General features: G+C 73.9%; 14 protein-coding genes (1 of these 14 running past the window's edge). 7 read left to right on the top strand and 7 right to left on the bottom strand.

Going from position 1 to position 22924, the window contains the following annotated elements; translation table 11 throughout:
* Positions 1 to 5: 5 nt before the first annotated feature.
* From ACIO9K_RS07425 to ACIO9K_RS07415, 3 genes are all read right to left on the bottom strand, one after another.
* The gene (locus ACIO9K_RS07425) at positions 6 to 530 is read right to left on the bottom strand and encodes a DUF6879 family protein (protein WP_363625584.1); all 525 of its coding nucleotides are present in this window, start codon (positions 528 to 530) and stop codon (positions 6 to 8) included.
* Positions 454 to 765: a hypothetical protein gene (locus ACIO9K_RS07420; RefSeq protein WP_363625586.1), complete on the bottom strand. Its 312-nt coding sequence runs from the start codon at positions 763 to 765 to the stop codon at positions 454 to 456. The genes ACIO9K_RS07425 and ACIO9K_RS07420 overlap by 77 nt, the downstream gene beginning before the upstream one ends.
* Before the next feature lie 270 nt (positions 766 to 1035).
* Positions 1036 to 1197, bottom strand: coding sequence for a hypothetical protein (locus ACIO9K_RS07415; RefSeq protein WP_363625588.1), 162 nt, complete (start codon positions 1195 to 1197; stop codon positions 1036 to 1038).
* Positions 1198 to 1612: 415 nt separating this feature from the next.
* On the opposite strand from ACIO9K_RS07415, the gene ACIO9K_RS07410 reads away from it, so the two are divergent.
* From ACIO9K_RS07410 to ACIO9K_RS07400, 3 genes are read left to right on the top strand one after another with little or no spacing between them, the layout of a single operon-like run.
* On the top strand, positions 1613 to 1897 hold the full coding sequence (locus ACIO9K_RS07410; protein ID WP_400327693.1) for a hypothetical protein: 285 nt from the start codon (positions 1613 to 1615) through the stop codon (positions 1895 to 1897).
* A gap of 48 nt (positions 1898 to 1945) precedes the next feature.
* Positions 1946 to 2251: a hypothetical protein gene (locus tag ACIO9K_RS07405; protein ID WP_400327691.1), complete on the top strand. Its 306-nt coding sequence runs from the start codon at positions 1946 to 1948 to the stop codon at positions 2249 to 2251.
* Positions 2252 to 2266: 15 nt separating this feature from the next.
* A complete protein-coding gene (locus tag ACIO9K_RS07400) occupies positions 2267 to 2887 on the top strand; it encodes a hypothetical protein (protein ID WP_363625593.1) in 621 nt (206 codons plus the stop codon).
* Between the two features lie 58 nt (positions 2888 to 2945).
* Here ACIO9K_RS07400 and ACIO9K_RS07395 read toward each other — a convergent pair whose 3' ends face one another.
* Positions 2946 to 3446: a hypothetical protein gene (locus ACIO9K_RS07395; RefSeq protein ID WP_400327689.1), complete on the bottom strand. Its 501-nt coding sequence runs from the start codon at positions 3444 to 3446 to the stop codon at positions 2946 to 2948.
* Between the two features lie 345 nt (positions 3447 to 3791).
* Between ACIO9K_RS07395 and ACIO9K_RS07390 the strand changes: the two genes are divergently transcribed.
* A complete protein-coding gene (locus ACIO9K_RS07390) occupies positions 3792 to 4016 on the top strand; it encodes a hypothetical protein (RefSeq protein WP_363625597.1) in 225 nt (74 codons plus the stop codon).
* A 118-nt stretch (positions 4017 to 4134) separates the two neighbouring features.
* Here the strand turns inward: ACIO9K_RS07390 and ACIO9K_RS07385 are convergent, their stop codons facing one another.
* Positions 4135 to 4473, bottom strand: a complete 339-nt coding sequence (locus ACIO9K_RS07385; RefSeq protein ID WP_400327687.1) for a peptidase inhibitor family I36 protein — start codon at positions 4471 to 4473, stop codon at positions 4135 to 4137.
* Between the two features lie 260 nt (positions 4474 to 4733).
* Entirely contained in the window at positions 4734 to 5828 is a 1095-nt protein-coding gene (locus ACIO9K_RS07380; protein ID WP_400327685.1) for a recombinase family protein, read from the bottom strand.
* Between the two features lie 1011 nt (positions 5829 to 6839).
* Here ACIO9K_RS07380 and ACIO9K_RS07375 point away from each other — a divergent pair.
* Together ACIO9K_RS07375 and ACIO9K_RS07370 are read left to right on the top strand one after the other, a co-directional pair.
* Complete coding sequence (locus ACIO9K_RS07375; protein ID WP_400327683.1) at positions 6840 to 7187, top strand: hypothetical protein; 348 nt, start codon at positions 6840 to 6842, stop codon at positions 7185 to 7187.
* A 141-nt stretch (positions 7188 to 7328) separates the two neighbouring features.
* Positions 7329 to 8366 carry a GDP-mannose 4,6-dehydratase gene (locus tag ACIO9K_RS07370; protein ID WP_363625603.1) on the top strand — a complete coding sequence of 346 codons (1038 nt, stop codon included), beginning with the start codon at positions 7329 to 7331 and terminating at the stop codon, positions 8364 to 8366.
* A gap of 50 nt (positions 8367 to 8416) precedes the next feature.
* Here ACIO9K_RS07370 and ACIO9K_RS07365 read toward each other — a convergent pair whose 3' ends face one another.
* Positions 8417 to 8731 (bottom strand): hypothetical protein, encoded by a 315-nt coding sequence (locus tag ACIO9K_RS07365; protein WP_363625605.1) that lies wholly within the window; start codon positions 8729 to 8731, stop codon positions 8417 to 8419.
* A 272-nt stretch (positions 8732 to 9003) separates the two neighbouring features.
* Between ACIO9K_RS07365 and ACIO9K_RS07360 the strand changes: the two genes are divergently transcribed.
* Positions 9004 to 22924 carry the 5' end (the start) of a type I polyketide synthase gene (locus ACIO9K_RS07360; RefSeq protein WP_400328047.1) on the top strand. It continues 14123 nt past the right edge of the window, so 13921 of the gene's 28044 nt are visible here — the first part of the coding sequence; it begins with the start codon at positions 9004 to 9006; its stop codon lies beyond the right edge, outside the window.

The raw sequence follows: 22924 nt of genomic DNA, 5'->3' as shown, positions 1-22924 counted from the left end.
CTAACTCAGACGGCGAACTTCTCGTGCTCCACTCCGCGCTCCCAGACCGCTTCGAAGGCGTTGGCGCACAACTCGACGACCGCCGAGTCCTCGGAGTACTGCGGATCCAACGCCGCCCCGGGACCATCGAACAGGTTGAAGCGAACGGCACGGCCGTCTACAAGCCAGAAGTCGTTGCCCGGCAGGGCGAGATGCGACGCCTCGCTTCGGGGCAGCCATCGCACCTGTTCGCCGATGGCCAGGTTCACGCTCGTAATGTGGTGCTCGTACCGCACGTAGTCCGTCACCGGCACTGAGACGACGCGGGCCCGGCGCACCTGGACACCTCGGGCAACGGTACGGCGGACGAGGTCGCTCCACCCGCTCCAGTACTCCGAGTCGGGGTTAACGTCGACAGCTTCACCGCGGAGCCACTTGGCGAGTTCGGAGGCTTCCTCAGCGACGTTGTACTGGTCACGCAGCTCCAGGTGCACCGCCGTGCTCTTCGCCGAGTCCAGCATCTCCACGAAGCTGGGAACGCTCTGCCTCATCACACGCCCTCCTGAGAATCGGCACCATGCGGGCCGGAATCCGAAACACTCCCTCGTGCGCCGGGATCGTGTTCTCGTGGTCCGGACCGTGGCCGGCCGCGAGCGCGCCAGCGATCGACGCCTCATCGGCCATATAGGTCTGGACCAGTAAGTCCCCGATCCCCTCGTCCACCCAGATGGTCGGGCTGTTCCCCTGGCCGGTCTCCGGGTCGATACCAAAGAACCGTATCGTCATGGCTACCCCTCCTGTCACTTCACTTGCGCGATCTTGCATGGCCGTTAGTGCAGGAACCAGGATCGCGCGCGAGTATGAGGCCGTGTCAGGCGTATCGCTTTCTGACGAACCGCCAGCTCATCCTTGGGGTCCATCATGACGGCGACTGCCCACAGCTCCAAGAGGTAGAGAGCCCCGCCCTTCCTGATGGCGAGGAATGGCGGGGCCCAGCAGTAGCTAGTCACTCAGAGTGTCCGATTGGGGTGCAGCGTAGTGGCTACGACGAAGGGTCTACGACGGGGTGAGGCCTGGTGCCACCCGATACTTCTCGTCTTCCTCCGGCGGCGGGAGCGGGACGGTGATGGACAGCTCGATGGCCGCGACCCGGCGGGTGAGGTAGCCGCGTCGGCCGGCGGCTGCCCCGACCCAGGCTCCGGCGGTGTCCTTGGGCATCCAGACACCCCCGTGCTTCTCCACGGTGCCGATCTGTTCGCCGAGGCCCCGTACGACCCGGTAGTGGCCTCGGCGGCCCTCGTAGTCGAGTTCGAAGCACCGCGGATTCCATCGGCCCTCGGCCAGGACGTTGTCGGGGTGAATGCTCAGGGGTGGTGCCTTCCGTTCGGGTGGGTGGGGGTGGGGCCTGGTGCCATCGGCCGGTGGGGCTGTCGACGGCCGACTGGGTGGGCGAGGCGGGGGTGGGCTCTGGTGTCCGCTCCCCGATCTCGACGCCGTCGGCGAGCAGTTGTCGGACGGCGGCCTCGGCCTGGTGCTCGTAGCGGTGGCGGGAGATGAAGTAGCCGTTCTCCCGGATCTCGTACATCTCCGCCGCGAAGTCGGTGGTGTTGAGGGTGGCGTCCAGGCGGCGGTCATGGCCGGCACCGGTGACGCTCCAGCGGCCGGCACCCACCGCGGACCACGTCAGGCCGATGTCCGCACCGGTGCGGGCCCGCTGGGCACGCTCGCGCTCGGCCTGCTCGTCGGCGCGGCGCTGGCGTTCGGCGGCGCGCTCGGCCTGGTGCTGCTGCTCGGCCTCCTCACGACGCCGCAGGAACTCGGCCCGGCTCTGGGCGGCCTGGCGTTCCAGCTCCGCGAGGCGCTGGCGGGCGGCTTCCCGGCGGCGGGCGGCTTCGTGGCCGCCGGGCAGCGGGGGTAGGGCCTGGGGCTCCGCGCGGGCTGGCCAGGGCTCGGCGAGGTCGGTGCGGTGGCGCCGCCAGATGGTGAGCATGGCGCGGCCGTCCGCTGTGGCGACGACGTCGCCGTTCTCCTCCTGCTGGAGAAACCCGGCGGCGATGACCAGCTCGACCACCTTCCGCCGTACCCGGCGGCCCTTGGCGTCGAGCCGGGCCCCGGCGGGGACCTGCCCGACGGCGCGCGCCTGCGCGTCTTCGCCGACCACGGCGGCAACGACGGCTACAGCCTGGAGATCACCCGCGACGGCCAGACCGTCCGCTACGACGCCGGACACTCCGCCCGCGAAGTCCAGGCATTCCTGGCCCTGTTCACCTGACAAGAGAGAACCCCTATGACGACCGTAACTGAGACCGTCCACCCGGACGAGCAGCGCTTCCCCTGCAAGTACGACGGCCCCACCGACTTCGCCCGCCTGCACGTAGACGCCGAAGGCGACATCGGCGTACTTATCCGCGCTGGTGAGGCCATGGCCTCCATCTACCAGAACCCCGAAGTCGCCCAGCAGTTCGGCAACGCCCTGATCCAGGCCGCAGCGCAGTCCCGCACGCTCGCCCAGGAGATCGAGCGCGTCCGCCAGGAGGAAGCCGAGGCCGCCCGACGCCTGGGCGAGATGGAGGCCGCCCGCCAGGCCGAGCAGGACCGCCAGGCCGGACTGCCCTACATGGTGCCCGGCGGCTCGACCTCGCCCACCGCCTTCCCCCAGCCGGTTCTGGCCGACCAGCTGACCGCACCGCAGCCGGTCATCACCGCGATGCCGCCCGCACCGTCCCAGCCGCCCACCTTCGCCGACGTGATGCTCCCCGCGAACGACACCACCGCGGAGCGCGAGCGCGCGTTCCTGCGCGCCTCCGAACTGCTCGGCCCGGACGCAGGCGTCGCCAGCAAGATCGCCATGGCGAATTTCCTGCTCCAGGAGACGAGGCGAGCTGCGCCGTCGAACCGTCATCGCTAACGCGCCTGGGCCGGTGGGAACCCGCGGACCAGGCGCGTGGCGGGTGAGCGGGAAGCGGTTACGAGAGCTCGGTGAAGTGGAAGATGGATGCGTTCGACGCACTCTTGGTCGTCACGAGCCTGCCAGGGAAGGAGATGTCCGGGGTTACCTGCCAGAAGTAGGTTCCCACCAGGACCAGGTTGTTGACATGGCCCTCATCGTCCTGGGTCCAGTAGGAGGCGGGAAGGACGGGACAGAAGCCTTGTTCGCCGTCCACGTCGATGCACTTGCCGCTCTGCACGCTGCGAACGTGTCCGGTGAGGGTGTCGTGGGTCCACGCCTGGGCGGGGTCGGTGCCGCCGGTACTGCAAGCCGCGAAGACAAGAGACGAGTCGGCGGGGATGGGGTTGATCTGGAGGCAGTAGGTGGTCCCGCTGATGGTGGTCTCGATCAGGAACCGGGTGCCCGGCGGGGGGAAGGCCGCGTGGGCGGGCAGCGCCGTGGCCAGGGGCAGCGCGAGGGTGGGGGCGGCGAGGGCGGCGATCCGGGCTATGCGCCGGACGGCGAGACGAACGTTCACGTCGAAACTCCTGGATGAGGGTGGGGAGGGGGGATCCACGACCCCTGAACGTGATCGTATGATTACTAAATGTTCTCCACATGCCGCGGGCCGGAGCACGCCCCCGGCATGCTGACGGCACAACCAGCGCACCTACCTGGGTAGGTTCTGAGCCAACAGGCCGCCCGTGCCTACGAGGCCCGCACCCCCACAGGCGAGCGTGTCATCGTCATCGAGACCGAGCACTCCACACCCGGCCGCCAGATCACCCGATCGGTCGTCCCCCTTCCGAAACACGTGGCACTGGATCTGGCCATGAGCATCGAAGATTGCACTTGGTGACAGCCACGATGGTTGGATAGCGGCATGAGCGAGCCCGACCACCCCCGGGTGATCGCCGAGGTCGCCCTGCGCAGCCTCCAGGCCGACCGCTGCAACGGCGAGTACCTGTTGACCCAGTACCTCAGCAGCCCTGACGCGAGGGCACTGCTGGCCTCACCCGAGGTGCCTGACCACGCGGTAGAGCTGCTGGCCGAGATCGGCCGCACCCGCCGCCTTGCCCTGGCTCTGCTCCGCACCCTGTCCACCTGACCCACGTTAAGGCCCCCGGCCGGCACTGTTCGCACGGTGCTGACCGGGGGCCTTTTCTGCGTTTCAGACGGCAGTCCGTGGGGCGATGTCCGCTCCGAGGCGATAGCGCGCTTCCGGGTTATCCCCTGAACTGCACTGAGGAGATGGTGTCGTTCTGCCTGACATCGATCTTCGAAAAGTCGATCATGTTGGGGTACTCGCGGGTATCGCTCTGGAGGGGGAAGCTCGTACCGCCGTACCTGGTGTCGGTCCAAAGAATGATCCAATTACCCGGCATCTTCTGAACGACTGAGGAGGTCACATCATTGAAGTTGTGATCCTTGAGGTTCGGGATGGACTCGTCGGTGAGCAGAATCCGCCCGTCGCTCCACCCGTTGAAGTCGCTGTGCTCGTACAGCGCCAGGAAACCGTCCGGGCAGGCGTCCACGCCGTGTCCTCTGATCTCGCGAACAGTCATGTCGGTTCCTTCCGTGCCTTCGCTCCCACAGGAGCGGTCGTTGTATGCAGCCAGCCTCATGCCGCGGATGAGCCCAGCCGAAGCCGTTCGATGGACCCGTCCGGGGTTGGCGCCTCGGAGTCCTGCCCCGTGAGCGGACCGCCCAGAGGGTGCCAGCGCCACAACGCAGGACAAACCGGCAAAGTGGCGGCCGTCCGGCGGCGGCCTTGAGAGCACCGACTGTACGTAGATCCATGCGAGCACACTATGGAAGTGGATGACTACTTATAGCGGTCGGGGTGTCGTGGCCCAGGGCCACCCGCCCCGGGCTGCTCGCCCTCGTCCTTCGGCGGCTTCCACCCGCGCGGCTTCTTCCACACGATGTCCAGCCGGTCCGCCGTGAACCTGCCGCCCGAGTGAGGAGCCTTCAGCAGGTACACCCGCTCGATCGCCAACCGGAGCAACTGCCCCCGGTAGTGGTCGTCCGATGACTCCCACAGCTTCGCGGCGCGGACCGGATCGGTGAGCACGGAAATGTCCGCCATCGGCTGGGCGATCGATTCCCAGTCCTTGCGCGCGTTCTCTACGTCCTCCACCGCCGCCCGGCGCTGCTTGACGTACGTGGCCTCTCCGTCCCGGCCTGGGTATGCCCCGGCAGCCTCCAGGCGGTCGATGCGCGCCACCGCCTCCTCCGCGAGCTTGAGCTGCCCCCGGGCGTCGGCCTCCTTCTTGCTCTCCTCCGGCTGGGACAGGTCCACCCACCCTTCCGCGACGGCCAACAGGGTGGGGTCCAGCGGATTCGCCGTCGACAGCTTCTTGCGCCACTCCTCCGCCAGGACCCGCTCCACGGATGTCCGCATACCCGTTACCGGAGCGGGGCAGTCCAGCCCAAGGTTGACCCTGCCGCACCGGAACGACTGGCCGTGGATCGTCGCCATGTGACCCTTCTTCGAGTCCCGGCCTCCGCCATCGCACCACATGGGCCCCGACGCCGGCGAGCGCTTCATGGGCTTCTCCTGCTCTTCCGCAGTCGGCAGGTTCTTCCGGCGCTCCCACCCGGCCGCGATCCGCCGGTGTTGGTCCCACGTCTCCTGCGGAATACTCTCCACCCCCTTGGCGAACACCCGCACCGGTTTCCCCTTGACATCCCGATAGACCTGGGCGACGTGGTTCACCCGAACGATCTGCCATCCGAGGTAAACCGGGTTCCTCAAGATCGTCCCGACCGTATTCGACCGGAACGGGCCGCCCCGAGTCGACCGGAATCCGTCGGCCGTCAGCCCCAGCGCGATCTTCCGGTTGGACAAGCCCTCGGCGGCCTCCCGGTGGATGCGCTCGACGACCGGCCAGAACTTGCCGTGCTTGAGCTTGTGCACGCAAGGGTTTCGCCAAGACGACCTCGGCTGGGTCCGCGCGTTCGCTTCCCCGGCGTAGTCTCCGGCTGCGTCCGTGTGTTTCGTGCAAGTTGAATCGGCTCCTTTCCCTCGCTGCTGACAGGGGATCAGCATGATGAGCTCTCGAGTGTGCGTAACCCCGTCCACGCCTGCTGCTCCGCTCGCGGAGGCAGTGGAGTTGATACGTCAACTCACCGTGGAGGGACATCTTCCGGCCGGCGGCGCGCAGCGGCGGGTGGCGGAGATCACGGAGGAGCGAGGGCCTTGGCGGCGGTATCGGTCAGACAGTAGTCGAAGGGCGTCCCCCCGAGACCGAGGCCCCGACCGCCGAGTGGCTGATGACGGCGGTATGCGAACCGGCCAACACCCGCACCGCCACCGAACTCCTGGCCGCCGCGGGCGCCCCGACGGAAGGCGCACGGACAGGCGGGTGACCACGGTCAGTGGCCACGCGAGCAACTCCTCGACCTCGGCGCCACCCTGGTCGACCTGCGCGTCACCCTCTGCTACTTCGTCGAACCGAACCCCGGCCGGCGCGGTGTCATGGGCCAGCACACCTACGCCTCCCACAACTTGCGGTTCGCGATCAAGGGACCGCTGGAGAACCCATGTCGGACTTCGAAGGACGTGTCGCGAGGTCCGTGGCCCTGGGGGCCATTTGGGGACCACGCCTGGTGAGCGCCCGTGAGCGCCCGTGAGCGCCCGTGGGCGTCCACCGGGCTCCGCTCCCCGCCCTCCCGGGCGGCAGGTTCGCGGCCCTGCACGCCTGCTTCGAGGGGGAGTTGGAGTCCTGGAGTTCCCGCACCCGGGCATCGGCGCGGGGTGCGCCGTTCCGGCCGACCGGGAGACGCTCGCCCGCCTCCACGCCGAGACGGTGCTGCGGCACGCCGGCAACCGGCGCCCGTCGTCCTGGTCGGTGCTTCCGCCGGGGGCGCCGTCGCGAACGCCGTTGCCCGATGCCTCGAACTCGGGGGATCCGCTCCCCTGGGACAGGTGCTGATCGACGCGTATCCCGTCCACCAGGGCAATTACTTCAAGGACTGGCTGACCGCCCTGGCCGCCCCACCGGCGGCCGTCGAATTCGGGGAGGCTCGCACGGGAACCGCTGAGAACACCGAAGAGATGCACGCGCTCTTCAACAGGGCGGCGAAGGTCTACGGCCAGAGCGGTGTGGAGTTCCTTCGGTCCGTCGGGCGTCGCCTCGTCGAGTTCTCGGGGATCTCCGCGGGGGCATCGGTCCTCGACGTCAGGTCCGGCAGGGGCGCGTTGCTCTTCCCGGTGGCGGAGGTCGTCGGGGCGGGCGGCGGGGTGGTCGGCATCGACATCTCTCTGGGCGTTTGATGTGAACGGATTGCCCCTTATGTGCCGACCCGACGGAGGACCGGGCGGCGTGCGCCGGAAGTCTCGCAAATTCCTTAGCCCCTCCTCTGGTTCGCTGGCCGTGCCGAGAGCGCTCCGCGAGCAGTGGTTGAAGGGGAACGGATGTCCAAGCGTGCACTGATCACCGGGGTGACCGGTCAGGACGGGTCTTACCTGGCCGAGCACCTGATCTCCCTGGAATACGAGGTCTGGGGCCTGACCAGGGGGCAGGCCAACCCGCGGAAGGACCGGGTCAGCCGGCTGATCCCGGACCTGCAGTTCGTCGACGGCGACCTGATGGACCAGAGCAGCCTGGTCTCCGCGGTCGACACCATCCAGCCGGACGAGGTGTACAACCTCGGGGCGATCTCCTTCGTGCCGATGTCCTGGCGCCAGCCGGAACTCGTCACCGAGGTCAACGGGACCGGCGTGCTGCGGGTGCTGGAGGCGATCCGGATGGTGAGCGGGATCAACAAGCCGGCCGGTGCCGCGGGCGGTTCCGGGCGGATCCGGTTCTACCAGGCCTCCAGCTCCGAGATGTTCGGCATGGTGGCGGAGACCCCGCAGAGCGAGCGGACCACCTTCCACCCGCGCAGCCCGTACGGCGTGGTGAAGACCTACGGTCACTACATCACCCGCAACTACCGCGAGTCCTACGGGATGTACGGCGTCTCGGGGATCCTGTTCAACCACGAGTCGCCGCGCCGTGGGGCCGAGTTCGTGACCCGGAAGATCTCCCTCGCGGTCGCGCAGATCAAGCTCGGCCTGCAGGACCGGCTGCTGCTCGGCAACCTCGACGCCGTCCGCGACTGGGGTTTCGCCGGGGACTACGTCCGGGCGATGCACCTGATGCTCCAGCAGGACCACCCGGGCGACTACGTCATCGGCACCGGGCGGATGCACTCGGTGCGGGACGCGGCCCGGATCGCCTTCGAGTGCGTCGGGCTCGACTGGGAGCAGTACGTCGAGGTGGACCCGGGGCTCGTGCGGCCCGCCGAGGTGGAGACGCTCTGCGCCGACGCCGGCGACGCGCGGGAGAAGCTGGGCTGGGAGCCGAAGGTCGACTTCCCCGAGCTCATGCGGATGATGGTCGAGTCCGACCTGGAGCAGGCGCGCGTGGCCCGTGACTACGGCGAGGTGCTGGCCGGCGCCCGCTGGTGACACCCGCCGGGTACGGCGAAGGGCGGTGGGGATTCCGCGTCCCCACCGCCCTACCGTCGTCCGACGGCCGGCCCGCTCGGCGGCCGGGAGAGTTCCAGGATCGCCAGTGCGATCCCGGCACCCTGGTCGCCGAGCCGGGAGGCGTAGCGGCGCAGCATCGCGTTCTCCTGCGCGAGGCTGGTGGTCGGCAATCCGGCGGCGCGACGGCTTAGTTGGTGGCCGCGGGCCAGCCGGACGCGGTGGACCAACTGGGCGATCAGCTGCTCGTCGAGCTCGCTGAGCTCGGCCGCGGCCGGGTCCGCGGTGCCCTCGGTGGAGGGCCGCGGCACTCTCGGTTCGTCGCCGTGCGGGAAGGGTTCGGGCATGGCGGTGATCCTCGTCGATGTCGGGGCGCTCGGCCCGGTCGGGCCGCACCCATGGCTCGCGCAACTGACGATCCAGCCGAACGGCCCGGCAATTCCCTAGAGTCCGGAGCCCGTTCGGACGTGACCGACAGACCCTAGGGAAAATCGGCGCGGCCCCGATCGAGACTGGGCGCTGGAGTGCGGGAATGCGAGCGCCGTGCGTGCCGGGCACGCGGGCCGTCCTCACGCGGATCCCTGCCGTTCGCCGGTCTTCCAGATGGGTTGCGTCGATGATGGACAAGGAACAGAAGCTCCGGGACTACCTCAAGCGGGCCAGCGCGGACCTCCAGCGCTCCCGGCAGCGGGTGGACGAGCTGGAGGCGGCCGCCCGGGAGCCGATCGCCATCGTGGGGATGAGCTGCCGCTTCCCCGGCGGGGTCGAGGCTCCCGAGGACCTCTGGGCGATGCTCGTCGCCGGCGAGGACGGCATCACCGGCCTGCCCGCCGACCGCGGCTGGGAGCTGGACCCGGCGGACGGGCCGGCCGACGTCCGGGGCGGGTTCCTGCGGGGCGCCGCCGACTTCGACCCGGGCTTCTTCGGCATCTCGCCGCGCGAGGCGCTGTCCATGGACCCGCAGCAGCGCGTCCTGCTGGAGGCCTCGTGGGAGGCGATCGAGCGCGCGGGCATCGACCCGAGCAGTGTCCGCGGCACCCGTACCGGCGTCTTCGTCGGGGCGATGCCGCAGGACTACCGCACCGGGCCGGACGACGACGTCCAGGGGTTCGTGCTGACGGGCAACGCGACCAGCGTGATCTCCGGCCGCCTCTCCTACGTGCTCGGCGCCGTCGGCCCGGCCGTCACCGTCGACACCGCGTGCTCGTCGTCGCTCGTCGCGCTCCACCTGGCCGCGCAGTCGCTGCGCGCGGGGGAGTGCGGCATGGCGCTCGCCGCGGGCGTCACCGTCATGTCGACCCCCACCACCTTCGTCGAGTTCGCCCGCCAGGGCGGCCTGGCCTCGGACGGCCGCTGCCGCTCCTTCGCCGACTCCGCGGACGGCACCGGCTGGGCCGAGGGCGTCGGCGTGCTCGTCCTGGAGCGGCTGTCGGTGGCCCGGCGCAACGGGCACCGGGTGCTGGCCGTCGTGCGCGGCACCGCCGTCAACCAGGACGGCGCCTCCAACGGGCTCACCGCCCCCAACGGGCCGTCCCAGCAGCGCGTCATCGAGCAGGCGCTGCGCAACGCGCGGCTCTCCGCCGACCAGGTCGACGCGGTCGAGGCGCACGGCACCGGCACCGTCCTCGGCGACCCGGTCGAGGCCCAGGCGCTGCTCGCCACGTACGGGCGCGGGCGCGACCCGCGGCGCCCGCTGCTGCTCGGCTCGGTGAAGTCGAACCTGAGCCACACCCAGGCCGCCGCCGGCATGGCCGGGGTGATCAAGACGGTGCTGGCGCTGCGGCACGAGCTGCTGCCGCGCACCCTGCACGTGGACGAGCCGTCCACGCACGTCGACTGGGAGTCCGGCGCCGTCCGGCTGCTGACCGAGGCGACGCCGTGGCCGCAGGGCGCCGAGCCGCGCCGGGCGGGCGTCTCGTCCTTCGGCCTCAGCGGCACCAACGCGCACGCCATCATCGAGGAGGCCCCGGCGGAGGAGGAGCCCGCGTCCGACGCCGCCGACGCCGGGACGCTGCCCTGGCTGGTCTCCGGCCGCACCCCCGAGGCGCTGCGGGCCCAGGCCGAGCGGCTGGTCGCGTTCCTGGCGACGGACGCCGAGGGCTCCGCCGCCGACCTGGCCCACGCGCTCGCGACCACCCGGGCCGCCCTGGAGCACCGCGCCGTCGTCACCGCGGCCGGACGCGCCGAGGCCGTCGCGGCGCTTGCCGCGCTCGCGGACGGCGAGGGCGACGGCCGGGCAGTCCTGGGCACCACCCAGGGGCGTGGCAAGCTCGCCTTCCTGTTCGCCGGCCAGGGCTCGCAGCGCCTCGGCATGGGCCGCGAACTGAACGCCCGCTTCCCGGTGTTCGCCGCCGCGCTGGACGAGGTGCTCGCCGAACTCGACGGTCGGTCGGGCGCGCCGCTGCGCGACCTGATCTGGGGCGCCGACGAAGAGGCGCTGAACCGCACGGGCCATGCCCAGCCGGCGCTGTTCGCCGTCGAGGTCGCTCTGTACCGGCTGCTGGAGTCCTGGGGCGTGCGCCCGGACTTCCTGGCCGGGCACTCGGTCGGCGAGATCGCCGCCGCACACGTCGCCGGGGTGTTCTCGCTGGCCGACGCGTGCGCCCTGGTCGCCGCCAGGGCCCGCCTGATGCAGGCCCTGCCGGCCGGCGGTGCCATGGTCGCGGTGCAGGCGAGCGAGGACGAGGTCCTCCCGCTGCTCGGCGACGGCGTGTCGCTGGCCGCCGTCAACGGCCCGCAGGCCGTCGTCGTCGCCGGTGAGACCGCCGCGGCCGAGGCCGTCGGCGCGCACTTCGCCGGACTCGGCCGCAAGGTCCGGCGCCTGCGCGTCTCGCACGCCTTCCACTCGTCGCTCATGGACCCGATGCTCGACGAGTTCCGCACCGTCGTCGCCGCGCTGGACCCGCAGGCGCCCGCGATCCCGATCGTCTCCACTCTCACCGGTACGCTCGCCACCGTCGAGCAGCTCACCTCCGCCGACTACTGGGCCGACCAGGCCCGCCAGGCCGTCCGCTTCGCCGACGTCGCCGGCTGGCTCGGTGGCCACGGCGCCACCCTGTTCCTCGAACTCGGTCCCGACGGCGCCCTCGCCGCGCTCGCCCAGGGCGCCCTCGACGGGCAGGCCCGCGACGACTGCAGCGCCCTCGCCGCGCTGCGCCCCGGCCGCGACGAGACCGAGGCGCTCACCGAGGCCCTCGCCGGACTGCACGTGCGCGGCGTCCCGGTGCGCTGGGACGCCTACTTCGAGGGCACCGGTGCCCGCCGCGCCGACCTGCCCACCTACGCCTTCCAGCACAAGCGCTACTGGCCGAAGAGCGCGCTCTCGCGCACCGGCGACGTCCGCTCCGCCGGGCTCGGCTCGGCCAACCACCCGCTGCTCGCCGCCGCCGTCTCGCTCGCCAACACCGACGGCCTGCTGCTGACCGGCCGGCTCTCGCTGCGCACCCACCCGTGGCTGGCCGACCACGCCGTCGACGGCACCGTCCTGCTGCCCGGTACGGCCTTCCTGGAGCTCGCCGTGCGCGCGGGCGACGAGGTCGGCTGCGAGCGCGTCGAGGAGCTGACGCTCACCGTGCCGCTGCCGCTGCCCGAGCAGGGCGGCGTGCAGGTGCAGGTGTGGGCCGGGCGGGCCGACGCGAGCGGGCGGCGCACCGTCGGCGTCTACGCCCGGCCCGAGGGCGACGAGGACGCCCCGTGGACGCAGCACGCCGACGGCATCCTCGGGGCGGGCGACTCGGCCGGCGAACACCGCTCCTTCGTCGGGGAGTTCACGGAGTGGCCGCCGGCCGGCGCCGAGGCGCTTGACCTGGACGGCCTGGACGAGCGCCTCGCCGGTGCGGGCTTCCGCTACGGCCCGGCGTTCCGCGGGCTGCGCGCGGCCTGGCGGCGCGGCGAGGAGGTGTTCGCCGAGGTCGCGCTGGACGAGGGCGCGAGCGGCGAGGCGGGCGCGTTCGGCATCCACCCGGCGCTGCTGGACGCGGCGCTGCACGCGACGGCGTTCCTCGGGCTCGGAGGGGTGCCGTTCAGCTGGCAGGACGTCAGCCTGTACGCCGCGGGCGCGTCGGTGGTGCGGGTGCGGCTGTCCGCGACCGGGGACGACTCGGTCGCGATCGAGGTCTCCGACGCGGCGGGCGGACCGGTCGTCTCGGTCGGCTCGCTGCTGCTGCGGGCGCTCCCGGCGCAGGCCGGCGCGGGCGCAGGTCCGGTCCGGGACGCGATGTTCGAGCTGCGCTGGGCCCGGCCGCGCGGCGGGGCGAAGGTGCCCGCCTCGGTGGCCGTCCCGGATGCGGACCCGCTCGGCCTCGGCGTGCTGTCGACGGCGGGCGGGGCCCCGGCCGAGGTGATGCTCGTGCCGCTCGCGGGCGACCCGGCCGACCCGGTCGGCTCGGCCCGAGCGCTGACGGCCCTGGCTCTGGCCCGGCTCCAGCAGTGGCTCGCCGAGGACACGAACGGCCGGCTGGTCTTCGTGACCCGCGGCGCCGTCGCCACCACGGCGGACGACGAGCTCACCGATCCTGCCGCGGCCGCCGTGTGGGGCCTGGTGCGTTCCGCGCAGGCCGAGCACCCGGGCCGGTTCGGTCTGGTCGACCTGGACCCGGCCGGCGGCCCGCTGCCCGAGCACGCCCTCGGCGGCGAGGAGCCGCAGCTGGCCGTGCGCGACGGCGCCGTGCTCGCGGCCCGGCTGGCCCGCGCGGGCGCGGTGGCCGCGACCGGGGCCACGTGGAGCCCGGACGGCACCGTCCTGATCACCGGCGGCACCGGCGGCCTCGGCGCCGTCCTCGCCCGGCACCTGGTCGCCGAGCACGGCGTGCGCCGCCTGCTGCTCGCGAGCCGGCGCGGCGCGGCGGCCGACGGCGCCGCCGAACTGGCCTCCCGGCTCGGCGAGACGGGTGCCGACGTCGCCATCGAGGCATGCGACCTGACCGACCCCGGAGCCGTCGCGCGCCTGGTCGCCGGTGTCCCGGCCGCACACCCGCTGACCGCCGTGGTGCACGCCGCCGGAGTCCTCGACGACGGCGTCGTCGAGCAGCTCACCCCCGAGCGGCTGGCCGCCGTCCTGCGGCCCAAGGTCGACGCCCTGTGGCACCTCCACGAGGCCACCCGCGGCCTCGACCTCGCCTCGTTCGTCGTCCTCTCGTCCTTCTCCGGCACCGTCGGCGTGGCCGGGCAGGCCAATTACGCTGCGGGCAACGCCTTCGCGGACGCGCTGGTGCGCACCCGCCGCGCCGCCGGACTGCCGGGACTCTCGCTCGGTTGGGGCCCCTGGGCCCCGGTCGGCGGTCCGACCGGCGGCATGGCCGGCGGGCTCACCGACGCCGACCTCGACCGGCTCGCCCGGCTGGGCACCCCGGCGCTCTCCGAGGCGGACGGCACCGCGCTGTTCGACGCCGCCCTCGCCCGCCCCGAGGCCGTCCTGCTGCCCGTCCGCCTCGACCTCCCGGCACTGCGCGCCCGCGGCGAGGTGCCGCCGCTGCTGCGCGGCCTGATCCGCACCCCCGCCCGGCGGGCCGCCGTGACCGCCACCGAGGCGGCCGGCGCCCTCACCCGCCGGCTCGCCGGGCTGGACGGGCGCGCCCGCACCGAGGCCGTCGTCGAGCTGGTCCGCGCCCAGGTGGCCGCCGTCCTGCGGCACGCCGACGCGTCCGACGTCGACCCGCACCGCCCGTTCCAGGACCTCGGCTTCGACTCGCTCACCGCCGTCGAGCTGCGCAACCGCCTGAGCGCCGCCACCGGGCTACGCACCTCGGCGACCGTCGTCTTCGACTACCCGACCGTCACCGCCCTGGCCGGGCACGTGCTGGACGGCCTGACGGGCGCCCAGGCGCCCGCCGCCACGGCGCCCGTCCGGGCGGCGGCCGACGACGACCCGATCGTCATCGTCGGCATGAGCTGCCGCTACCCCGGCGACGTCGCCTCCCCCGACGACCTGTGGTGCCTGCTGCGCGAGGGCACCGACGCCATCTCCGGCCTGCCCACGGATCGCGGCTGGGACGTCGAGTCGCTCTACCACCCGGACCCGGACCACCTCGGCACCAGCTACACCCGCTTCGGCGGCTTCCTGCACCGGGCCGCCGACTTCGACCCCGCCTTCTTCGGCATGAGCCCGCGCGAGGCACTCGCCACCGACGCCCAGCAGCGGCTGTTGCTGGAGGCCTGCTGGGAGGCGGTCGAGCGGGCCGGGATCGACCCGGTCGCACTGCGCGGCAGCCGTACCGGCGTGTTCGCCGGCGTGATGTACAACGACTACTCCGCGCTGCTCGCGGGCGGGCGCTTCGAGGGCCACCAGGGCAGCGGCACCTCGCCGAGCATCGCCTCCGGCCGGGTCTCCTACACCCTCGGCCTGGAGGGCCCGGCCGTCACCGTCGACACCGCGTGCTCGTCCTCGCTCGTCGCCATGCACTGGGCGATGCAGGCCCTGCGCGCCGGCGAGTGCACGCTCGCGCTGGCCGGCGGCGTCACGGTGATGTCGACCCCGACCTCGCTGATCGAGTTCTCCCGGCAGCGCGGCCTGGCCCCGGACGGGCGCTGCAAGGCCTTCTCCGACCGGGCCGACGGCGTCGGCTGGTCCGAGGGCGTCGGGGTGATCGCCCTGGAGCGGCTCTCCGACGCGCGCCGCAACGGACACCCGGTGCTGGCCGTCGTGCGCGGTTCCGCCGTCAACCAGGACGGCGCCTCCAACGGGCTCACCGCCCCCAACGGGCCGTCCCAGCAGCGTGTCATCCGCCAGGCCCTGGCCACCGCCGGGCTCGCGACGGCCGACGTGGACGTCGTCGAGGCGCACGGCACCGGCACCTCCCTGGGCGACCCGATCGAGGCCCAGGCGCTGCTGGCCACCTACGGCCAGGACCGTGAACTCCCGCTGCTGCTCGGCTCGGTGAAGTCCAACCTGGGCCACACCCAGGCCGCCGCCGGCGTCGCGGGCGTGATCAAGATGGTGCTGGCGATGCGGCACGGCGTCGTGCCCCGCACCCTGCACGCGGCCGAGCCGTCCTCCCACGTGGACTGGGACGAGGGCGCGGTGGAGCTGGTGACCGAGGAGGCGGACTGGCCGGAGACCGGCCGTCCGCGCCGGGCCGGCGTCTCCTCGTTCGGCTTCAGCGGCACCAACGCCCACGTCATCCTCGAACAGGCGCCCGCCGTCGTCGCGGCGCGGGAGAGCGCCCCGGCCGTCACCGCGCCCGTCCTGCTCTGGCCGCTGGCCGGCCGCAGCCCGGCTGCGCTGCGCGACCAGGCGGCCCGGCTGCGCGCGTTCGCCGCGGCGGACCCGGCCGCGAGCCCGGCCGACCTCGGCCTTTCGCTCGCCACCACCCGCTCCGGATTCGACCACCGCGCCGTCGCCGTCGGCGGCGACCGCGCGGAACTGCTCGCCGCCCTGGCCGCCCTCGCGGCCGGTGACTCCGCCGCCGGGCTGGTCGCGGGCGAGGCCGGTGCCGGCAAGCTCGCCCTGCTGTTCGCCGGCCAGGGCGCCCAGCATCTCGGCACCGGGCGCGAACTCGCCCGTCGCTTCCCGGTGTTCGCCGAGGCGCTGGACGAGGTGTGGCGCGAGTTCGGCCCCCGCCTGGAGCGCCCGCTGCGCGACGTGCTGTGGGGCGAGGACGAGGAACTGCTGAACCGCACCGGCTGGGCGCAGCCCGCGATCTTCGCCGTCGAGGTGGCGCTGTTCCGCCTGCTCGCCTCGCTCGGCGTGCGGGCCGACGTCCTGCTCGGCCACTCCGTCGGCGGTATCGCCGCCGCGCACTGCGCCGGAGTGCTTTCGCTCGCCGACGCGTGCGCGCTCGTGACCGCCCGGGCCCGGCTCATGGACGCGCTGCCCGAGGGCGGGGCCATGGTCTCCGTCGAGGCCGGTGAGGACGAGATGCTGCCGCGGCTGGTGCCCGGCGTGTCCGTCGCGGCCGTCAACGGGCCGCGGGCCGTGGTCGTCTCCGGCCTGGCGGACGAAGTCCTGCGCATCGCCGGGGAGTTCGCGGCCGAGGGCCGGCGGACCAGGCGGCTGCGCGTCTCGCACGCCTTCCACTCGCCACTGATGGAGCCGATGCTGGAGGAGTTCCGGCGCGCCGTGGCGGAGCTGGAGTTCCGCGCACCAGCCATCCCGCTCGTCTCCGACACCACCGGCGAGCTCGCCACCGGGGCCGAGTTGTGCTCGCCCGAGTACTGGGTCGAGCACGTCCGCCGCGCCGTGCGCTTCGCCGACGGGGTCCGCGCCGCCCGCGCGGCCGGCGCCACCACCTTCCTCGAACTCGGCCCGGACGGCGTGCTGTCCGCGCTCACCGAGGACGTCCTCGCCGACACCGCGCCCGGCGACCACGGGGCCGTGACGGCCGTCCCGCTGCTGCGCGCCGGGCGGCCCGAGGAGCGGACCGCCGCCCTAGCCCTGGCCGGGCTCCACGTGCGCGGGCACGCACCGGACTGGGCCGCGCTGTACGCGGGCACCGGCGCCCGCCGCACCGACCTGCCCACCTACGCGTTCCAGCACGAGCGCTACTGGCCGGAAGCCGAGCCCGGCACCGCGGTGCCGGCCGCCGACCCCGCCGACTCCGCCCTGTGGGGCGCCGTCGAGCGCGGCAGCGCCGCCGAACTCGCCGGCCTGCTCGGTCTGCGCGACGAGCAGCACGCCGGCCTCTACGCCCTCCTGCCCGCCCTCGCCGACTGGCGCCGCACCCGGCACGAGAAGGCCCGGCTCGACGCCGCCCGCTACCGCGTCCACTGGCGGCCGGTCCGCCCGGCGGCCGCGCCCGTGCTGGACGGCACCTGGCTGGTCGTCACCACCGACGCCGTCGACGACGCCGACCTGCTCGACGCGCTGCGCGGCCACGGTGCCCGCCTGGAACGGCTGGCACTGGCCGAGAGCTGCCGCGACCGCGCCGAACTCGCCCGCCGCATAGCAGAGTTCGGCGAGCTGAGCGGAATCCTGTCGCTCGTCCCGCTGGCTGACCGGCCCACCCCCGGGCCCGGCCTGCCGGAGGGGATCGCGCTCGGCGTCGTCCTCGCCCAGGCCCTCGGCGACCTCCGCTCCGCCGCTCCGCTGTGGACGGTCACCCGCGGCGCCGTCTCCACCGGGCCCGCCGACCCGCTCACCAACCCCGTCCAGGCCGCCACGTGGGGCCTAGGCCGGGTCGCCGCCCTGGAGCGCCCGCAGGCGCCGGGCGGGCTGGTCGACCTGCCGCCGGTGCTGGACGCACCGACCGTGCAGAGCCTCGTCGGCGTCCTCGCGGGCAGCGAACGCGGGGGAGAGGACCAGGTCGCGCTGCGCGGCAGCGCCGTCTACGGCCGCCGCCTGGTGCGGCACGCCGTCGACGAGCTGCCCCGCGCCGAGGAGTTCACCGCCGACGGCACCGTCCTCGTCACCGGCGGCACCGGCGCGCTCGGTGCCGAGGTCGCCCGCTGGCTGGCCCGCAGCGGCGCCCGGCACCTCGTGCTCACCGGCCGCCGCGGCCCGGACGCCCCCGGCACCGCCGAACTCGTCGCCGAGCTCGCCGAGCACGGCGCCACCGCGGCCGTCGTCGCCTGCGACGTCGCCGACCGCGACGCGCTCGCCGCCGTCCTCGCCGCCGTCCCGGCCGAACACCCGCTGACCGGCGTCGTGCACGCGGCCGGCGTCGGCCAGGCCGCCCCGCTCTCGGACACCCCGGTCGCCGAGGTCGCCGCGCTCACCGCCGCCAAGCTCCACGGCGCCGCCCACCTCGACGCCCTCCTCGCCGACCACGACCTGGACTTCTTCGTCCTGTTCTCCTCCGTCGCCGGCATCTGGGGCAGCGCCGGGCAGAGCGCCTACGCCGCCGCCAACGCCTACCTCGACGCCCTGGCCGTGAACCGCCGCGCCCGCGGCCTGACCGCCACCTCGATCGCCTGGGGCCCGTGGGCCGGCGCCGGCATGGCCGCCCATGAGGCCGTCTCCGACGGCCTGCGCCGCCAGGGCCTGCGCTTCCTCGCTCCGGAGACCGCGCTCACCGAGCTGCGCCGCGCGATCGTGCACGAGGACGTCGCCGTGACCGTCGCGGACGTCGACTGGGAACGCTACGCCCCCGTCTTCACCGCCGCCCGGCCGAGCGCCCTGTTCGACGAGCTGCCCGAGGTCCGCGCCCTCGCCCGCGCCGCCGCCGCCGACACCGGGGCCGCCTCCGACCTCGTCCGCCGCCTGCGCGGCCTGTCCGAGGGCGAGCGCGACCGCCTGCTCGTCGACCTGGTGCGCCGCGAGGCCGCCGCCGTCCTCGGCCACGGCTCCGTCGACGGCGTGCCCGGGAAGCGCGCCTTCCGCGACGCCGGCTTCGACTCGCTGACCGCCGTCGAGCTGCGCAAGCGCCTCGCCGCCCTGACCGGTCTGCCGCTGCCCAGCACGATGGCCTTCGACCACCCGACGCCGGTCGCCCTCGCCGCCTTCCTGCGCGGCGAACTGCTCGACGGACCTCAGGACGTGACGGCGCCGCCGGTCGCCGCCGCCGACCCGGACGAGCCGATCGCCATCGTCGGCATGGGCTGCCGCTTCCCCGGCGGCGCCGCAAGCCCCGACCAGCTGTGGCGGCTCGTCGCCGAGGGCACCGACGCCATCTCCGAGTTCCCGGAGAACCGCGGCTGGGACACCGGTATCTACGACCCGGACCCGGACACCCCCGGCCGCACCTACTCCACCCAGGGCGGCTTCCTGCACGAGGCCGGCGAGTTCGACGCCGCGTTCTTCGGCATCTCCCCGCGCGAGGCCCTGGCGATGGACCCGCAGCAGCGCCTGCTGCTGGAGACGACCTGGGAGGCCCTCGAATCCGCGGGCATCGACCCGACCTCCGTCCACGGCAGCGCGACCGGCACCTTCATCGGGTCCACGTACCAGGAGTACGGGCTCGGCATGGACGACAGCTCCGCCGGGCACGCCGTCACCGGCACCAGCCCGAGCGTGCTCTCCGGCCGCCTCGCCTACCTGTTCGGCCTGGAGGGCCCCGCCGTCACCGTTGACACCGCGTGCTCCTCGTCGCTCGTCGCGCTGCACCTGGCCTGCCAGTCGCTGCGCGGTGGCGAGAGCTCCCTCGCGCTCGCCGGCGGCGCCACCGTCATGACCAGTCCGAACGCCTTCATCGCCTTCAGCCGCCAGCGCGCGCTCGCCGCCGACGGCCGCTGCAAGGCCTTCTCCGAGGCCGCCGACGGCATGACCCTCGCCGAGGGCGTCGGCGTCGTCGTCCTGGAGCGGCTCTCCGACGCCGAGCGCAACGGCCACCAGGTGCTCGCCGTCATCCGCGGCTCCGCGATCAACCAGGACGGCGCCTCCAACGGGCTCACCGCGCCCAACGGGCCGTCCCAGCAGCGCGTCATCCGCCAGGCCCTGCACAACGCGGGCCTCACCCCCGACGACGTCGACGCCATCGAGGCGCACGGCACCGGCACGGCCCTCGGCGACCCGATCGAGGCCCAGGCCCTCCAGGCCGCGTACGGGCGCGACCGGGACCCTCAGCGCCCGCTGCTGCTCGGCTCGGTCAAGTCCAACCTCGGCCACACCCAGTCGGCGGCCGGCGTCGCGGGCGTGATCAAGATGGTCCAGGCGCTGCGCCACGGCGTGCTGCCGGCCACCCTGCACGCCGCCGAGCCGTCCTCGCACATCGACTGGACGCCGGGCACCGTCACCCTGCTCAACGAGGCCACGCCGTGGCCGGCCGGCGAGCGGACCCGCCGCTGCGCGGTCTCCTCCTTCGGCATCAGCGGCACCAACGCGCACGTCGTGCTGGAGGAGGCGCCCGCCGCCCTCCCGACCGAGAGCGCAGGGGCGTCCGACGGCGTCGTGCCGTGGGTGCTCTCCGCCCGCACCCCCGCCGCCCTGCGCGCCCAGGCCGCGCGCCTGGCCGACCACCTCGACGTCGAGCCGGACCTGCGCCTCCACGACGTCGCCCACACCCTGCTGACCACCCGCGCCCTCTTCGAGCACCGCGCCGTCGTGCTCGGAGCCGACGCCGCCGAGCTGCGCGGGGGCCTCGCCGCGCTCGCCGCCGGCGCCTCCGCGCCGAACGCCGTCCAGGGCCTCGCCGCGCTCGCCGCCGGCGCCTCCGCGCCGAACGCCGTCCAGGGCCTCGCCGAGGACGGCGGCCGCACCGTCTTCGTCTTCCCCGGCCAGGGCTCCCAGTGGGCCGGCATGGGCGCCCGGCTGCTGGACGAGTCGCCGGTGTTCGCCGAGCGCATCGCCGAGTGCGCGGCGGCCCTGTCCGCGCACGTCGACTGGTCGCTGCTCGACGTGCTGCGCCAGGCCGAGGGCGCGCCCGCGCTGGACCGCGTCGACGTGGTCCAGCCGGCGACCTTCGCCGTCATGGTGGCCCTCGCCGAACTGTGGCGCGCCCACGGCATCCACCCGGACGCCGTGGTGGGCCACTCCCAGGGCGAGATCGCCGCCGCCGTCGTCGCCGGGGCGCTCTCCCTGGAGGACGGCGCCCGTGTGGCCGCGCTGCGCAGCCGGCTCATCGGCCGCGTCCTGGCGGGCTCCGGCGGGATGGTCTCCGTGCCGCTGTCCGCGGAGGAGGCCGAGGAGCGGCTGCGCTCGCGCGGCGGTGGGCTCGCCGTCGCCGCCGTGAACGGGCCGAGGACCGTCGTCGTCGCCGGTCCGGCCGGTGAACTCGACGAGCTCATGGCCGAGTTCGGGGCTGAGGGCCTGCGGGCCCGGCGGATCAGCGTGGACTACGGCTCGCACTCCGCCCAGGTCGAACTCCTCAGGGACGACCTCCTGGCGGACCTCGCCCCCGTGCGCCCGCGTGCCGCCGAGGTGCCGTTCTTCTCCACCGTCACCGGCGACTGGCTCGACACCACCGCCATGGACGCCGGCTACTGGTACCGCAACCTGCGCAATCCGGTGCGCTTCGACCCGGCCGTGCGGGAGCTGATGGCCCAGGGCCACGGCCTGTTCGTCGAGGTCAGCCCGCACACCGTGCTCACCATGGCGATCGAGGCCACCGCCGAGGACCGCGGCGACCACGCCACCGCCGTCGGCACCCTGCGCCGCGACAAGGGCGGCACCGGCCGTTTCCTCGCCTCGCTCGCCGAGGCGTTCGTCCGCGGCGGACGGGCCGACTGGTCCGCCCGTACGGCCGGCGGGTGCCGCGTGCCGCTGCCCACCTACGCCTTCCAGCGCGAGCACCTCTGGGCCGTCGCGCCGCGCCCCGGCGGGGAGCCGGAGGACGGCGAGTTCTGGAGCGCCGTCGAGGAGGCCGACGTCGAGGCGCTGGCCGCCCGGCTGCGCATCGACAGCGGCGCGCTCGCGCCGGTGCTGCCCGCGCTGTCCGACTGGCACCGCCGCCGTCGGGAGCGCTCGACGCTCGACTCCTGGCGCTACCGGGTGACGTGGAAGCCGCTCTCCGTCGCTCCCGCCAGGCCGGACGGCACCTGGCTGCTCGTCACCGCCACGGAGGGCGAAGGCGAGGACGTCGCGGAGGCGCTGACCGCGCACGGCGCGGCGGTCGAGCGGCTCGTCCTGGACGGCACCTGCACCGACCGCGGGCGACTCGCCGCGCTTCTGGAGCCCGCCGTCGACGGCCTGACGGGCATCGTCTCCCTGCTCGCCACCGCCGAGCGGCCGAGCGAGCGCCACCCCGCCCTGCCCGAGGGCGTCGCGCTCACCCTCGCTCTGATCCAGGCCCTCGGCGACGCCGGGCAGGACGCGCCGCTGTGGTGCCTCACCCGGGGCGCCGTCGCCGCCGGGCGCACCGACCGGGTCGCCAACCCGGTGCAGGCGCAGGTCCACGGCCTCGGCTGGACGGCCGCCCTGGAGCACCCGCGGCGCTTCGGCGGCGTCGTCGACCTGCCCGACGCCCTCGACCGGCGCGGCGGCGAGCGGCTGGCCGCCGTGCTGGCCGCCCGCGACGAGGACCAGGTGGCGATCCGCCCTTCCGGCGCCTACGCCCGCCGCATCGTGCGCGCCGAGGCCGCCACCCACCGGGAGGCCCGGACGCTGCGCGGCACCGTCCTCATCACCGGCGGCACCGGCACCCTCGCCCCGCACCTGGCCCGCCGCCTCGCAGCCGAGGGTGCCGAGCGGATCGTGCTCACCAGCCGCCGCGGCGCCACCGCGCCGGGCGCCGCCGAACTGCTCGCCGAGCTCGCCGCCGCGGGCTGCACGGCCGAGATGGCGGCCTGCGACCTCACCGACCGCGACGCCGTCGCGCGGATGCTCGCCGACCTCGCCGCCGCCGGCCACGAGGTGCGCACCGTCGTGCACACCGCCGCCGTCATCGAGCTGCTGTCGATCGAGGAGAGCACCCACGAGGCCTTCGCCAAGGTCCTGCACGCCAAGACCGCCGGCGCCCGCCACCTCGACGAGCTCCTGCCCGACGACCAGCTCGACGCCTTCGTCCTCTACTCCTCCACCGCCGGCATGTGGGGCAGCGGCCGGCATGCCGCCTACGTCGCGGGCAACGCCTACCTCAACGCGCTCGCCGAGCGCCGCCGCGCCCGCGGCGGCCGGGCGACCGCGATCTCCTGGGGCATCTGGGCCGACGACCTGAAGCTCGGCCGCGTCGACCCCGGCCGGATCCGGCGCAGCGGCCTGGTCTTCATGGACCCCTCGCTCGCCCTGGACG

Origin of the sequence: Kitasatospora sp. NPDC087271, assembly GCF_044744605.1 — a bacterium.
Taxonomy (GTDB): Bacteria; Actinomycetota; Actinomycetes; order Streptomycetales; family Streptomycetaceae; genus Kitasatospora.
Note: the sequence above shows the minus strand (reverse complement) of the source record. Positions and strands in the feature narration are given on the sequence as shown.

What these genes read in the sequence shown, in the direction of transcription:
- ACIO9K_RS07425 (WP_363625584.1), bottom strand. Translation starts at nt 530, where the DNA reads ATGAGGCAGAGCGTTCCCAGCTTCGTGGAGATGCTGGACTCGGCGAAG.
- ACIO9K_RS07365 (WP_363625605.1), bottom strand. Translation starts at nt 8,731, where the DNA reads ATGCCCGAACCCTTCCCGCACGGCGACGAACCGAGAGTGCCGCGGCCC.
- ACIO9K_RS07410 (WP_400327693.1), top strand. Translation starts at nt 1,613, where the DNA reads ATGGCCGGCACCGGTGACGCTCCAGCGGCCGGCACCCACCGCGGACCA.
- ACIO9K_RS07390 (WP_363625597.1), top strand. Translation starts at nt 3,792, where the DNA reads ATGAGCGAGCCCGACCACCCCCGGGTGATCGCCGAGGTCGCCCTGCGC.
- ACIO9K_RS07370 (WP_363625603.1), top strand. Translation starts at nt 7,329, where the DNA reads ATGTCCAAGCGTGCACTGATCACCGGGGTGACCGGTCAGGACGGGTCT.
- ACIO9K_RS07420 (WP_363625586.1), bottom strand. Translation starts at nt 765, where the DNA reads ATGACGATACGGTTCTTTGGTATCGACCCGGAGACCGGCCAGGGGAAC.
- ACIO9K_RS07400 (WP_363625593.1), top strand. Translation starts at nt 2,267, where the DNA reads ATGACGACCGTAACTGAGACCGTCCACCCGGACGAGCAGCGCTTCCCC.
- ACIO9K_RS07415 (WP_363625588.1), bottom strand. Translation starts at nt 1,197, where the DNA reads ATGCCCAAGGACACCGCCGGAGCCTGGGTCGGGGCAGCCGCCGGCCGA.
- ACIO9K_RS07385 (WP_400327687.1), bottom strand. Translation starts at nt 4,473, where the DNA reads ATGACTGTTCGCGAGATCAGAGGACACGGCGTGGACGCCTGCCCGGAC.